Raw genomic sequence first — 13178 nt, forward strand, 5'->3', positions numbered from 1 at the left:
TAATGATGACAGCATAATACGATGACTCCATTAACTTAAGGTGATGGAGTCACACATGCATGGATGGATTACCGTATTTGCCCCGCTGGCCATGCTGGCCGGCGCCGTCGTCCCGTTCCAGGCGGGCGCGAATGCCGCACTGGGCCGCAACCTGGGCCACCCGCTGTGGGCCACGCTCGCCTCGCTGGCCGTCAGCGCCGTGCTCGCGTCGCTCGTGATGCTGGTCTGGCGGGTGCCCGCGCCCGATGTCGGTCTCGCCATGCGTGGACCGGGCTGGTCCTGGCTGGGCGGCGCGGCCGGCGTGTTTTACATTACGGCCGCGCTGATGCTGGCCCCGCGCATGGGTTCCGGCCCCTTCATGGCGGCCGTCATCGGCGGACAGATGCTGGCCGCGCTGGCCATCGACCGCTACGGTTTGCTGGGCTTTGCCGTCAAGCACATTTCTCCGCTGCATTGGGCCGGTGCGGGACTGGTGGTGGCGGGGGTGATCCTCACGCAAATAGCCAACAGCCGTGCCGCGTGAAAACAGGTCAAGACGAAGAAAAACCAGCGCCGTCACCGGGGCTGGTTTTCATCTGAATCTGCAGAAAAAAGATTACTTGTCGAGCAAGGCGTTGACGGGCATCAAATCCGTTTCCTTCAAGGTGCCGGCGGCCGCCTTCAGGCGCAAGCCATTCATGATGGTGTCGTAGCGGGCTTTCGACAGGTCTTTTTGCGTCGAGAACAGTTGTTTTTGCGCATTCAAGACGTCGATATTGATGCGCACGCCCACTTGATAGCCGAGCTGGTTCGACTCCAGCGCCGATTTGCTCGACACTTCCGCCGCTTCCAGCGCCTTGACTTGCGCCAGGCCGCTGTTAACGCCGAGGAAAGCCTGGCGCGCGCCTTGCGATGCCGTGCGGCGTGCCGTTTCCAGATCGTTGCGGGCCTTGTTTTCCAGCGCGATCGATTCGCGCACCTTGCTGGTGACGGCAAAGCCGCTGAAGATCGGGATGCTCCACTGCACGCCGATGGCGTTGTTGTTGGAACTGCCGCTGCCGCCGCCCGTCGTGTAGGTGTGGCCCGCGTTGGCGATCAGGTCCAGGGTCGGATAATGGCCGGCGCGGTTGCGGCCGATGTCGCGCTTGGCCGATTCCACGTTGAACTGGGCCGTGACGACGCCAAAGTTCTGCTCTTCCGCCGAGCTCACCCATGGTTCGATGGCGGCCGGTTCCGGCGCGCTGATGACCACGCCCGTGCGCATCGGCGCCAGCGACGTTGGCGCTTCGCCGATGATGGTTTGCAAGGCGCTGCGCTTGTTGGCCAGGTCATTGATGGCGGCAAATTCCTGCGCCACCACCAGGTCGTAGGCCGCCTGCGCTTCGTGCGTGTCGGTAATCGTTTGCGTGCCGACTTCGAAGTTGCGCTTGGCCGATGCCAGTTGCTCTGTCGTAGCCACTTTTTGCGCCTGCGTGGCGCCCAGGTTGTCCTGCGCGCTCAGCACGTCGAAATACGCCTGCGCCACGCGCGTGATCAGATCTTGCTGTACCTGTGCAAATTGCGCTTCGGCAATCGCCTGCGCCAGCTTGCTTTGCTGATAGGTTTCCCAGCGATCCCAGCGGAACAGCGGCTGCGCCAGGGTCAGATTGTAGGTATTCGTGTGCACCTTGACCGTCGGCATGGAAATCGTGCTGGTGATCGGCTCGATACTGTTGCGCGTATTGCTGCCCGAAGCCGACACTTGCGGCAGCAAGCCTGCCAACCCCTGCGGAACCCGCTCCATCCCGGCCGACAGGGCCGCACGCGCACTCGCATACTGCGCGTCATTGGCCAGCGCCTGCTGGTACACCTGGATGAGATCGGCCGCCTGCGCTTGCAGCGAGCATGTCATCGAGACAAAGGCGCTGGTCATCAGCACGGCGATAAGGGGTTTCCGCATTGCATTTCTCCGTTGGAGTCGTCAAAAGTTGATGGAATCAAAAATCTGCTACCGCTTGCCTTGCGCCCGCCGGGTGAGCGGGGTACAGGCCTCCGCAGGCATGCAGGAAAACATGCCTGGGTGCATCTACTGAAAAAATAACTTAGAACCTATCCCAGTAGGGAGCGTCTTCTGTTGGCAGTTCATCAGGAGCGCGGACAAGGCGTGAGGAGGACGCGTGGCGAGCCACGCAACGACGATCAACGCAGTCCCCGCTTCTGAGGGGCGCCAGCAGGAGATGTATTCATCTACTGGGATAGGCTCTTAGTATTTAGGCATCGCGCTGTCGACTTGCAGCGCCCAGGCGTGCACGCCGCCCGTCAAATTACTGATCTTGCCAAAACCATTGCGCTCCAGGAAGGCAGCCACTTGCATGCTGCGCATGCCGTGATGGCAGATGCAGACGATCTCGGCGTCTTCATCGAGGTCATCGATGCGGGCAGGAATCGAGTTCATCTGCATCAGGGTGGCACCGTCGAGGTGGCACAGGTCAAACTCCCACTGTTCCCGCACGTCCAGCAGGAACGGACGCGGGCGGGAAGGGTCAGCCAGCCAGGCGGCCAGCTGCGGTGCACTCAAATGCTCCATCGAATCGGTCGCCTCAGAACTGGAAATGCGACGGTGCAACAGCTTGCAGCGGCGTGACATTGGTTTCAAACAGCTTGCGCGTGTCGTAGGCCTTGTCCGAGCTGCGCGTGATCAGATGCGCGGACATGATCGGCGCTTCGCCGATAATGGCCAGGATGCGGCCGCCCACTTTTACTTGTTGCAACAACGCTTCCGGCAACACGGCCAGGGCGCCGGACACGACGATCACGTCGTACGGCGCGCCCTTGCTCCAGCCCTGGGCGCCGTCACCCAGTTCCACGGTGACGTTCGTCACGCCATTGGCGGCCAGGTTCTGCTCGGCCAGGGTTTTCAATTGGGGAACGATTTCCACGCTCGTCACATGCCGCGCCTTGTGCGCCAGCAAAGCGGCCATGTAGCCGCTACCGGTGCCGATTTCCAGCACATTTTCATGCTTCTTGACGGCTACGTCTTGCAAAATGCGCGCTTCCAGCTTCGGCGTCAACATGCATTCGCCGCCGCCCAGTGGAATTTCGGTATCGACGAAGGCCAGGTTTTTATAGGCGGCCGGTACGAAATCTTCACGCTTGACCACGTTCAACAGCTCCAGCACGTCGATATCCAGTACGTCCCATGGACGGATTTGCTGTTCGATCATATTGAAGCGGGCTTGTTCGATATTCATCTTTGGACTCGGTAAGTGAAGTAATAATCCGCCATTTTATCGTTGAACTGGCTGAAAGCACATGTTAACCATAAAGGCGGGGAATGGAGGGAATTTGCGACGATCTGCAGATTTGGGGGGGCGAACCTTGGAAAAGGGGCAACTGAACGGTATCAGCGGACACGGCGCGTCAGCTTTTCCCGGGCGCCTCCACCTGCAGGCTGCGCAAGCTCATGTCGATAAACGCATCCATGTAGGCGATCGGATCGATATTCTTGACCTCGCACGGCAGGAAGGAATGCGTCCACATCATCAGCATGGTGACGGGTGCGCTGAGGATGGTGCTGACGAGCACGGGATCGACCTGGCGGAATTCACCGCGCTGCATGCCCCGTTCGACCAGGGTGGCAATCAGTGCATTCCCACGCGTGACCACCTCTTCGTTGTAAAACTGCGCCAATTCGGGGAAATTGTTTGCTTCGGCCAGCATCAGCTTGGTCAAACCGGCCAGCTTGGTGGCGCCGAACTCTTCCCACCATTGCATCATCATGCTGCGCAACAACTCGGCGCTGCTGCTGTCCGAGGCGGCCATGCTGTCTTCCGCCTCGCCGATCGACTGCACGATATTGTCGCGCACCACGGCCTTGAACAACTCTTGTTTATTCTCAAAGTACAGGTACAGAGTGCCTTTCGACACGCCAGCCCGCTTGGCCACATCCTCCAGGCGCGTCGATGCGAAACCCCGTTCGACAAACAGGTCGAGGGCGGCGGCGAGCAATTCCTGCGGGCGGGCATCCTTGCGCCGCTCCCAGCGGGGCTTGGTATCAATCGGGGCTTGCATGTATCTTTCCAAGTAACTTACTTTTGAGTCATTAATAGTAGTCCTGTCTACCGCCAAGGTCAAGCGCGAGGCATCGCCGGGCACGTCGAATACAGGCATTGTACGCTCCGTGCCGACGCCGGGCCTGCGGCGCCGGGTGAAGCAGAATGCGTTTCAGTCCCCATTTTGCTCAGTTCATCGCATTTCCACTCAGCAAGCGTGTCCGATTTGCTACCTTGTCATCGACAGCACGGCAGCCGCGGCGCGGCAGCCGGCTTTTTCTGTTCCCAAACTAAAACAATCATAAAGGAAACACTATGCGTACCTTGCTGACCCTGTGCTGTGCCGTTGCCCTTGGCGGTTGCGCCATCGTCATCAACCCCAACGATGGCGAAGTGCGCCATGTCGACACGGGTGGCAATGCCATCCAGGGCAACGAGCAAGTGAGCCGCGACGTGCGCCAGGTCAGCAACATCAGCACGCTCGACATCGACAGCATGAAACGCATCGATATCAAGATCGACGTGCGCGTCGGGCCAGCTGCATCGCTGGTGATCGAAGCGGACAGCAATCTGCAGCCGCGCATCCATAGCCAAGTGAGCGGCAATACCCTGCGCATCTGGAGCGATACGAACATTCGTAGTAGCAATGGCATCCACGTCATCTACACGACGCCGCAATTGAAGAAGATCACCATTTCCGGCTCGGGCCGCCTGGTGGCCAGCGGTTTCAACGGCGACGATTTCAGCCTGGAACAACGCGGTTCGATGAAGAGCGAACTGTCGGGCACGGTGGGACGCTTCGACGTGGCCAACAATGGTTCCGGCAGCATCAACGCGGCGGCCCTCGCCAGCGGCAACACGGATGCGGTGCAGAACGGTTCGGGCAACATCCAGCTGGGCAATGTGCGCGGCGAGCGCGTCAACGTGGCCGTCAACGGCTCGGGCAGCATCAGCGCCAGCGGCGCCGTACAGCGCCTCGACGCCAACGTGAATGGTTCGGGCGATATCAACCTGGCCGCCCTGCGCAGCGACGTTGCCTATCTGGCGAGCAACGGTTCCGGCGACGTCGATGTCACCGTCCAGAATGAAGTCAACGCCCGCGCCAGCGGTTCCGGCCGTATCACCGTGCATGGCGATCCGGCCCGCCGCACGTTGTCGGGCAAGCGCGTCAGCATCGTGCGCTGAACGCGCCTTGGCGACGCATGGGAGCCGGCTTGCTATACTGTCGGCTCCTCACCCGTTCGCCTGAAATCCCATGTCATCCTCTGCCACCCTGGCATGCCGTCCTTCGTGCGGCGCCTGCTGCACCGCCCCGTCCATCACCAGCCCGATTCCTGGCATGCCGGATGGAAAACCTGCGGGCATGCGCTGCGTGCAGCTGGCTGACGACAACCGCTGCAAGATCTTTGGCCGGCCGGAACGTCCCGCGTTTTGCGGCGGCTTGCAGCCATCCGAGGACATGTGCGGCGACAGCCGCGAGCATGCGGTGCACTGGCTGGCCGAGCTGGAACGGCTGACGGCACCGCACAACTGACACACGCATAGGCCACCATTGGCTACGTTTGCACGCTACTCCGGCCTGCATACGCGGAAAAAATGAACGGCTTTGCAGCATCGAGTTCCGCGAGCGTACCGATGTTGATCTCCAGATTACCCGTACCCCAATGCCCGATGGCGCTCACGTCGCGCGCTTTTGGCAGGACGTGCAATACGGGCGCCGGGTCGATATGTAAGTACAGCACGAGGCAATTCTTCTTGTGTATCACCACCGTCGCAAAGTTCTTCAGCCGTTTGAAAGCCAAATACAAGCGCAGCTCTTTACGCTCAACGTCATCCCCCAGCGACATCGTGTAATCCTCTAGCGAGGCCAGCAACTGACGCATGGACTCCGACAGACCTGCCAGTATTTCCACAAATGTCCTGTCTGGTCCCGTCGACTTGTTCGTGCCCCCATCTGCGGGCCCCGCCGCCATTGTTTCCAACCTGGCTGGCACCGATGTCTGCCGCTTGGCAGGGCCCTTTTTTGTTGCCGGATCCATGCCGGCGCTTGCGGACTCAAGAAGGAGCAGGTCCTCTGCAAATCGGCGATAGCGAATAAGTTCGATCGTCCTGCCTATCTGCTGGACGGCATGGCTATCAAACTTGGTAAAGTCAGCCGCAATGCAAATCACCCGCGGCGCGCTCCAATCGATGGCCTCCGATGCAAGCTTGCCCAGCTTGTCGAGGACCAGCAGTTTAAAGTCTGCCTGATGGTCCATCAGCCAGTCCAGGTAGTACAAACCTTGATTGATCACATTTTCACCAACCGACCGTTTGTACTCAAGAATGACCGGGCAATTGTTCTCATCCAATCCAAGGGAATCGATGCGCCCAGCATGCGTCTTGCCGGTCGAATACTCGCTCGCCAGAAAACGGATGCTCAGCAAAGTATCGAGGTTTGCCTCAATCAAGGTCTGCAATGGTTTTTCCAGGTCCGATGCGCTACCTTGCAGTTCCTGGGCTTGGCCATGGGCCAACTTGAAAAGTTTAATGTCGCTCATCCGTCTGTTTCCCTTATTCCTTGGTAAGCAAACACCAAGGTGCATCACGATATCGGCGATGAGCATAAACGTAAATTTATCTTTTTTGCAAATTGATTTGCGACGATGCCTGCATCAAGTAAACGTTGACGCATTTTGCACGTTTGCGTATATTCATGCACATTCCTGCACGTTTACAAGTTCACCATGTCCGCCACCCTGCTCCTCAAACAACGCCACGCGCTGATCCAGCAACAATTGCACGCCGATGGCAGGGTGCTGGCACTGGACCTGGCGCGCCAGCTCGATGTTTCCGAAGATACGATACGGCGCGACCTGCGCGAGATGGCGGCGGCCGGCCTGTGCCAGCGCGTGTATGGCGGCGCCCTGCCGCTGGCGCCCGACGGCGGCACCTTGACGCAGCGCAAGCAGGAAGCGCCCGAACGCAAGGCGCGCCTGGCGCAGGCCGCCGTGTCGCTCGTGCGCGCGGGCCAGGTATTGTTTCTTGATGCGGGTTCAACCAACCTGGCCATCGCCAGCGCCTTGCCAGAGTTGGCGCTCACTGTCATCACCAATGCGCCTGCGATCGCCATGGCACTGATGGAACGCCCGGAAATCGAGCTGATCATGGCTGGCGGCCGGGTCGACCGCCGCGCGGGCGCCAGCCTGGGTCCGCAAGCCTTGCGCACGGTCGAGCGCATGCATCCCGACCTGTGCTTCCTCGGTGCCTGCGGCGCCGATGCGGACGCGGGCGTGACGGCATTCAACTACGACGAGGCCGAGTTCAAGCGCAGCATCGCCGGTGCCAGCAAGGCGGTAGTCGTCGCCGTCACCAGCGACAAGCTGGGCACGGCCGCGCCATTCGGCGTGCTGGCCACGGGCTTGCTGCAGCACCTGGTGCTGGAAGCCGATGCCGATGCGGCCCACGTGGCCGCCTTTGAACGGCTGGGCGTGCAGATCTTGCGCGCCCGCGCCTGATTTTATCCACCCGACTCTTGAAAAGCTCCCCCATGCATCTCACCGGCACCCTGCAACAACGCGCCACGCGCCTGGTCTTTTTCGCAGCCGGCCTCGGCATGGCCGCCTGGGCCCCGCTGGTTCCCTACGCCAAGTCGCGCCTGGGCCTCGATGAAGCCACGCTCGGCATTTTGCTGCTGTGCCTGGGCGCAGGCTCGCTGTGCGCGATGCCGTTCACGGGCATGCTCACGGCACGCTTCGGTTGCCGCAAGGTCATCGTCTGCGCCGGCCTGCTGCTGACCGCCGTGCTGCCCGGCCTGGCGCTGGCCGCCACGCCGTTGCAGCTGGGCCTGGTGCTGCTGGTGTTCGGCGCGGCCATGGGCACGTTTGACGTGGCCATCAACATCCAGGCCGTGATCATCGAAAAGGCCAACGGCGGCGCCATGATGTCGGGCTTTCATGCGCTGTTCAGCGTGGGCGGCTTCGCCGGCGCGGCCTGCATGGCCCTGCTGCTGTGGCTGGGCCTGACGCCGGCCTGGTCCTGCGTCGTGGTGATGCTGCTGCTGTGCGGTGTGCTGGGTGCGGCGCAAGGCCATCTGCTGCCGACGGCGTCCGCAACCGGCGAAAAGACGCCGCTGTTCGTCATGCCGCATGGCGCCGTCATTTTCATCGGCTTGCTGTGCTTTATCGTCTTTCTGGCCGAAGGCGCGATTCTCGACTGGAGCGCCCTGTTCCTCACCACCACGCGCGGCGTGGAAGAAGCCAAGGGTGGCCTCGGCTATGCCGCCTTCGCCATCGCCATGACGGTGGGCCGCTTCACGGGCGACAAGGTGGTCAGCCGCTTTGGCGGCAAGCGGGTGCTTACTTTTGGCGGCTTGTGCGCGGCGGCAGGCTTCTTCCTGGCCGTGCTGGCGCCGCATGCCAGCCTGGCCATGCTTGGGTTCGTGCTGATCGGCCTGGGTGCGGCAAACATCGTGCCCATCCTGTTTACGGCGGCGGGCCAGCAACATGCCATGCCGGCCAGCCTGGCGGTGGCGGCCATCACCACCATCGGCTATGCGGGCATCCTGGCCGGTCCGGCCGTGATCGGCTTCGTGGCGCACGCTACCAGCCTGAATATCGCCTTCGCCATGCTGGGCGCCGCGCTGCTGCTGGTGGCGGCCAGCGCGCGCCTGGTGGCGCCGGCAAAACAGGCTTCCTGAACCCTCCCCTTGCCTGGCTGGCAGCGGCAAAAAACCGCTGTCCGCCTGCGCCCAAATCGGCTAGCCGGGCCTGCGGCATGGTAAGCTTCGACCCCGCGCACATTGCGGGCGCCGCACACTCACCCCATCCTGTCACTTATACCCGTACTTATACCCTTTTATACATCTATGGATCTCATTCTTGCGTTAAAAGCCATCATCATGGGGCTGGTCGAAGGTTTTACCGAATTCTTGCCGATTTCGTCCACCGGTCATCTGATCCTGGCCGGCAGCCTGCTCGACTTTACCAAGGATGTATCGAAAGAAGTCATGGATGTCTTCGAGATCGCCATCCAGGCCGGCGCCATCCTGGCCGTGTGCTGGGAATACCGCCAGCGCATCGGCAGCGTGCTGACCACCTTTGGCAGCGAAGCGAAGTCGCGCAAGTTCGTGCTGAACGTGGTCATCGCCTTCCTGCCGCTGGCCGTCATCGGTCTGGCGATTGGCAAGATGATCAAGCATGCGCTGTTCAAACCAGTACCGGTGGCCATGGCCTTCATCATCGGCGGCATCGTGATTTTGCTGGTGGAGCGCCGCGCGCGCACCAATCCCGTCACCGTGCGCGTCAACTCGGTCGATGAAATGACGCCATTCGACGCCTTGAAAGTGGGCTGCGCGCAGGCGTTCGCGCTGATTCCCGGCACCAGCCGTTCCGGCTCGACCATCATCGGCGGCATGCTGCTGGGCCTGTCGCGCAAGACGGCCACGGAATTCTCGTTCTTCCTGGCCATCCCGACCCTGCTGGCGGCCACCTTCTACTCGCTGTACAAGGCGCGCGATATCCTGTCGGCCACCGACGTGCCCCTGTTCGGCCTGGGCACCGTGTCCGCCTTCATCTCCGCCTTCCTGTGCGTGCGCTGGCTGCTGCGCTATATCAGCTCGCACGACTTCACGTTTTTCGCCTGGTACCGCATTGTGTTCGGCTTGCTGGTGTTGGCCAGCGCCCACTACGGCTGGGTTGTTTGGGCAGAATAAGGCACTATGAATCAAGATCTTAACCAGCGCGCGCTGCACCTGCTGCAAACCGTTTTCGGCTACCCGGCTTTCCGAGGCCAGCAAGCCGACATCGTCGACCACGTCAGCCATGGCGGCGACGCGCTGGTACTGATGCCCACGGGCGGCGGCAAGTCGCTGTGCTATCAGATTCCCGCGCTGCTGCGCGATGGCGTCGGCGTCGTCGTCTCGCCTTTGATCGCGCTGATGCAGGACCAGGTGGACGCTTTGGCCGAAGTCGGCGTGCGCGCCGCCTTCCTCAATTCCACGCAAACCTACGAAGAAGCGAGCCGCATCGAGCGCCTGGTGCGCACGGGCGGCATCGATGTCGTCTACGTGGCGCCCGAGCGCCTGATGACGCAGCGTTGCCTGGACCTGTTCCAGGCGTCGAAGATCTCCCTGTTCGCCATCGACGAGGCGCATTGCGTGGCCCAGTGGGGCCACGACTTCCGTCCCGAATACATCAAGCTGTCGGTGCTGCATGAGCAGTTTCCGGACGTGCCGCGCATCGCGCTCACGGCCACGGCCGACCCGCAGACGCGCGCCGAAATCGCCCTGCGTTTGCAGCTGGAAGACGCGCGCCAGTTCGTCTCGTCCTTCGACCGCCCGAACATCCGCTACCAGATCGTGGAAAAGGCGAATGGCCGCAAGCAGCTGCTCGACTTCATCAACACGGAACACGCGGGCGACTGCGGCATCGTGTACTGCCTGTCGCGCAAAAAAGTCGAAGAGACGGCGGAATTTCTGAACCAGAGCGGCATCCGCGCCCTGCCGTATCACGCCGGCATGGAGTACGCCAAACGCAGCGCCAACCAGGCGCGCTTCCTGCGCGAAGAAAACATCGTCATGGTCGCCACCATCGCCTTTGGCATGGGCATCGACAAGCCCGACGTGCGCTTCGTAGCCCACCTGGATCTGCCGAAAAGCATCGAGGGCTATTACCAGGAAACGGGGCGCGCGGGCCGCGACGGCATGGCCGCCAACGCCTGGATGGCCTACGGCTTGCAGGACGTGGTGCTGCAGCGGCGCATGATCGACGAGTCCGAGGCGGACGACACTTTCAAGCGCGTGCTGGGCGTGAAACTCGACGCCATGCTGGGCCTGTGCGAAACGCTCAGCTGCCGCCGCATGCGCTTGCTCGAATACTTCGGCGAACCGGCTTCGCCGTGCGGCAATTGCGATACCTGTTTGGTGCCGCCCGTGTCCTTCGACGGCACGGTGCCCGTGCAGAAACTGCTGTCGGCCATCTACCGCGTCGACCAGCGCTTCGCCGGCGGCCACGTGATCGACGTGCTGCGCGGCGTGGAATCGGAACGCATCAAGACCTGGCACCACGATTCCTTGTCGGTGTTTGGCATCGGCTCGGACCTGGGCGAAGCGGAATGGAAATCGATTCTGCGCCAGGCCATCGCGCTGGGTCTCGTCTCGGTCGACCATGAACAATACAGCTCGCTGAAACTGACGGACGCTTCGCGCCCCGTGCTCAAGGGCGGCCAGAAAGTGCAGCTGCGCCAGTACCAGAAACCGGTGAAAACCAGCAAGCGCAGCACCAGCGTGGCGAAGGGCTATGTCGAGACGGATTTGTCCACCAGCGAGCAGGCGATCTTCGACAAGCTGCGCTGGTGGCGCGTGGAGACGGCGCGCACGCACAACGTGCCCGCCTATGTGATTTTCGTCGACGCCACCTTGCGCGAAATCGCCAAGGCCAAGCCCACTTCGCTGGAACAGATGCGCGGCGTGAGCGGCGTGGGCGAGAAAAAACTGGCCTCGTACGGCGACGAAATCGTCGCCATGATTCTGGAGATGATTTGATGGAAGCACTCTCGCCGGACCTGATCTATCAGGCCGTGAAAATCCTGGGCGCCCAGCCTGACGCCGAAGATGCGGTGGAAGCGCAAGTACGCGCCCTGGTGCAGGACGAGCTCACCTTGCGCCGCCTGGCCGACGTGGTGCCGGAAGCTTTTGGACTGGTGCTGGCGTCGCACCTTCCCGGCGCCGAAAACATGACCCTGCCCGACACGTTCTGCGCGCAGGACGAAGACGGCGAATGGGTGGAGTTCCCCCTGCGCCGCGAGCCGATCTTTGTCGTCGCCGCCGATATCGCCCAGCACACCTTCCACAACGGCCCGCGCGCGCTGCTGCAAAATCTGACCAACCGCAGCTCCTTGCTGGCGGCCATCAACAAGGGCTTGAACGCGGGCGGCTCGCTCGATGGCACGACCCTGGGTCCGCCGTCCTTCTTTGGCCTGCCCGCCGCGCTGTACCAGCCGGCGGCATCGCCCGAGACGCCCTGACCACTCTACCTTGCCTTTGCCCTTGATAACGGAACGGTCCCGCGATGGAAACCAAATGGCTGGAAGACTTCATCTCGCTCGCTGAAACACATAATTTCAGCCGTTCCGCAGCCCTGCGCCACGTGACCCAGCCCGCCTTTTCGCGGCGCATCCAGTCGCTGGAAAACTGGCTCGGCATCGACCTGGTGGACCGCACTTCGTACCCCACGCGATTGACGCCGGCCGGCGCCGTGTTCTACGAACAGGCGCTGGAAATGCTGGGACAGATCAACGGCGTGCGCGCCCTCTTGCGCGGCAAGCGGGCCGCCACGCAAACGAGCGTCGACTTCGCCGTACCGCATACCCTGTCGCTGACCTTCATGCCGAAATGGCTGACGGCCTTGGAAGAAGGTTTTGCACCGATCAACAGCCGCCTGATGGCCCTGAACGTGCACGACGCCGTGCTGCAGCTGGTCGATGGCGGCTGCGACCTGCTGCTGTGCTACCACCATCCGCGCCAACCGGTGCAGCTGGACCCGGGCCGCTACGACATGCTGGTGATGGGCCGCGAAACCCTGCGCGCGTATGCGCGCTGCGGCCAGGACAAGGTGCCGGACTTCGTCCTGCCCGGCAGCGCCAAGGAGCCGCTGCCCTTCCTTTCCTACACCAGCAACGCCTACCTGGGACGCATGGTGGAATTGCTGCTGGCCGACGCCAAAACGCCCCTGTTCCTGGAAACCTGCTACGAAACGGACATGGCCGAAGGCCTCAAAATGATGGCGCTGGAAGGCCGCGGCATCGCCTTCCTGCCCGAATCGGCCGTCATGCGCGACGTCAAATACAAGCATCTGGCACGCGCCGACGGCGGCGCGCCCGGCTGGGAAATCGAGCTGGAAATCCGTTTATATCGCGAGCGCCCATCGAGCCTGCGCCCTGGCAAGCAGATCGTCGAAAGCCTGTGGCAGTACCTGGTGCAGGCGCAAGATGGCAAAGCGCGCATGGGCAAGCGCCGCAAGCGCGCAGCCGAGGCTGCCCGATCCTGACTGGCAATCCTGGCAATATAACTATGCAATAAATGCATAACCGGATGCGCACAAAGCATTGGCCGGGGCATGAGGCTATCGCCTACGATGCGGTTCCGCTGCGCGCAGCTGCATCTCGGCTGTGCCTCTAACGTATTCGTAT

General features: G+C 61.9%; 14 protein-coding genes. 9 read left to right on the plus strand and 5 right to left on the minus strand.

The window, feature by feature from the left end:
• Positions 1-55: 55 nt before the first annotated feature.
• Positions 56-523, plus strand: a complete 468-nt coding sequence (locus V3C40_RS09355) for a DMT family transporter (protein WP_034745960.1) — start codon at positions 56-58, stop codon at positions 521-523.
• A 72-nt stretch (positions 524-595) separates the two neighbouring features.
• Here the strand turns inward: V3C40_RS09355 and V3C40_RS09360 are convergent, their stop codons facing one another.
• The 4 genes from V3C40_RS09360 to V3C40_RS09375 form a co-directional block, all read right to left on the minus strand.
• The gene (locus V3C40_RS09360) at positions 596-1918 is read right to left on the minus strand and encodes a TolC family outer membrane protein (protein ID WP_034745957.1); all 1323 of its coding nucleotides are present in this window, start codon (positions 1916-1918) and stop codon (positions 596-598) included.
• A 303-nt stretch (positions 1919-2221) separates the two neighbouring features.
• Positions 2222-2545, minus strand: coding sequence for a rhodanese-like domain-containing protein (locus tag V3C40_RS09365; protein ID WP_034788759.1), 324 nt, complete (start codon positions 2543-2545; stop codon positions 2222-2224).
• Between the two features lie 13 nt (positions 2546-2558).
• The gene (locus V3C40_RS09370; protein WP_046684434.1) at positions 2559-3209 is read right to left on the minus strand and encodes a protein-L-isoaspartate O-methyltransferase family protein; all 651 of its coding nucleotides are present in this window, start codon (positions 3207-3209) and stop codon (positions 2559-2561) included.
• 169 nt (positions 3210-3378) lie between these two features.
• Positions 3379-4029 carry a TetR/AcrR family transcriptional regulator gene (locus V3C40_RS09375; RefSeq protein WP_034745948.1) on the minus strand — a complete coding sequence of 217 codons (651 nt, stop codon included), beginning with the start codon at positions 4027-4029 and terminating at the stop codon, positions 3379-3381.
• A gap of 296 nt (positions 4030-4325) precedes the next feature.
• Here V3C40_RS09375 and V3C40_RS09380 point away from each other — a divergent pair, with 296 nt between their 5' ends.
• Positions 4326-5195 (plus strand): head GIN domain-containing protein, encoded by an 870-nt coding sequence (locus V3C40_RS09380; protein ID WP_331777248.1) that lies wholly within the window; start codon positions 4326-4328, stop codon positions 5193-5195.
• Between the two features lie 70 nt (positions 5196-5265).
• Complete coding sequence (locus V3C40_RS09385; RefSeq protein ID WP_331777249.1) at positions 5266-5544, plus strand: YkgJ family cysteine cluster protein; 279 nt, start codon at positions 5266-5268, stop codon at positions 5542-5544.
• 22 nt (positions 5545-5566) lie between these two features.
• On the opposite strand, the gene V3C40_RS09390 is transcribed toward V3C40_RS09385, so the two are convergent.
• Positions 5567-6550 (minus strand): DUF5655 domain-containing protein, encoded by a 984-nt coding sequence (locus V3C40_RS09390; RefSeq protein WP_331777250.1) that lies wholly within the window; start codon positions 6548-6550, stop codon positions 5567-5569.
• A gap of 186 nt (positions 6551-6736) precedes the next feature.
• Between V3C40_RS09390 and V3C40_RS09395 the strand changes: the two genes are divergently transcribed.
• The 6 genes from V3C40_RS09395 (at position 6737) to V3C40_RS09420 (ending at position 13036) form a co-directional block, all read left to right on the plus strand.
• Positions 6737-7507, plus strand: coding sequence for a DeoR/GlpR family DNA-binding transcription regulator (locus tag V3C40_RS09395; protein ID WP_331777251.1), 771 nt, complete (start codon positions 6737-6739; stop codon positions 7505-7507).
• A 32-nt stretch (positions 7508-7539) separates the two neighbouring features.
• Positions 7540-8688: an MFS transporter gene (locus V3C40_RS09400; protein WP_051990746.1), complete on the plus strand. Its 1149-nt coding sequence runs from the start codon at positions 7540-7542 to the stop codon at positions 8686-8688.
• Positions 8689-8856: 168 nt separating this feature from the next.
• Positions 8857-9702 carry an undecaprenyl-diphosphate phosphatase gene (locus tag V3C40_RS09405; protein ID WP_331777252.1) on the plus strand — a complete coding sequence of 282 codons (846 nt, stop codon included), beginning with the start codon at positions 8857-8859 and terminating at the stop codon, positions 9700-9702.
• Positions 9703-9708: 6 nt separating this feature from the next.
• Positions 9709-11532, plus strand: a complete 1824-nt coding sequence (gene recQ, locus V3C40_RS09410) for a DNA helicase RecQ (protein ID WP_046684441.1) — start codon at positions 9709-9711, stop codon at positions 11530-11532.
• Entirely contained in the window at positions 11532-12014 is a 483-nt protein-coding gene (locus V3C40_RS09415) for a hypothetical protein (RefSeq protein WP_331777253.1), read from the plus strand. Before recQ ends, V3C40_RS09415 begins: the two co-directional genes overlap by 1 nt.
• Before the next feature lie 44 nt (positions 12015-12058).
• Positions 12059-13036, plus strand: a complete 978-nt coding sequence (locus V3C40_RS09420; RefSeq protein WP_331777254.1) for a LysR family transcriptional regulator — start codon at positions 12059-12061, stop codon at positions 13034-13036.
• Positions 13037-13178: the final 142 nt, after the last annotated feature.

The organism is Janthinobacterium sp. LS2A, from assembly GCF_036543145.1.
GTDB classification, from domain to species: domain Bacteria; phylum Pseudomonadota; class Gammaproteobacteria; order Burkholderiales; family Burkholderiaceae_D; genus Janthinobacterium; species Janthinobacterium aestuarii.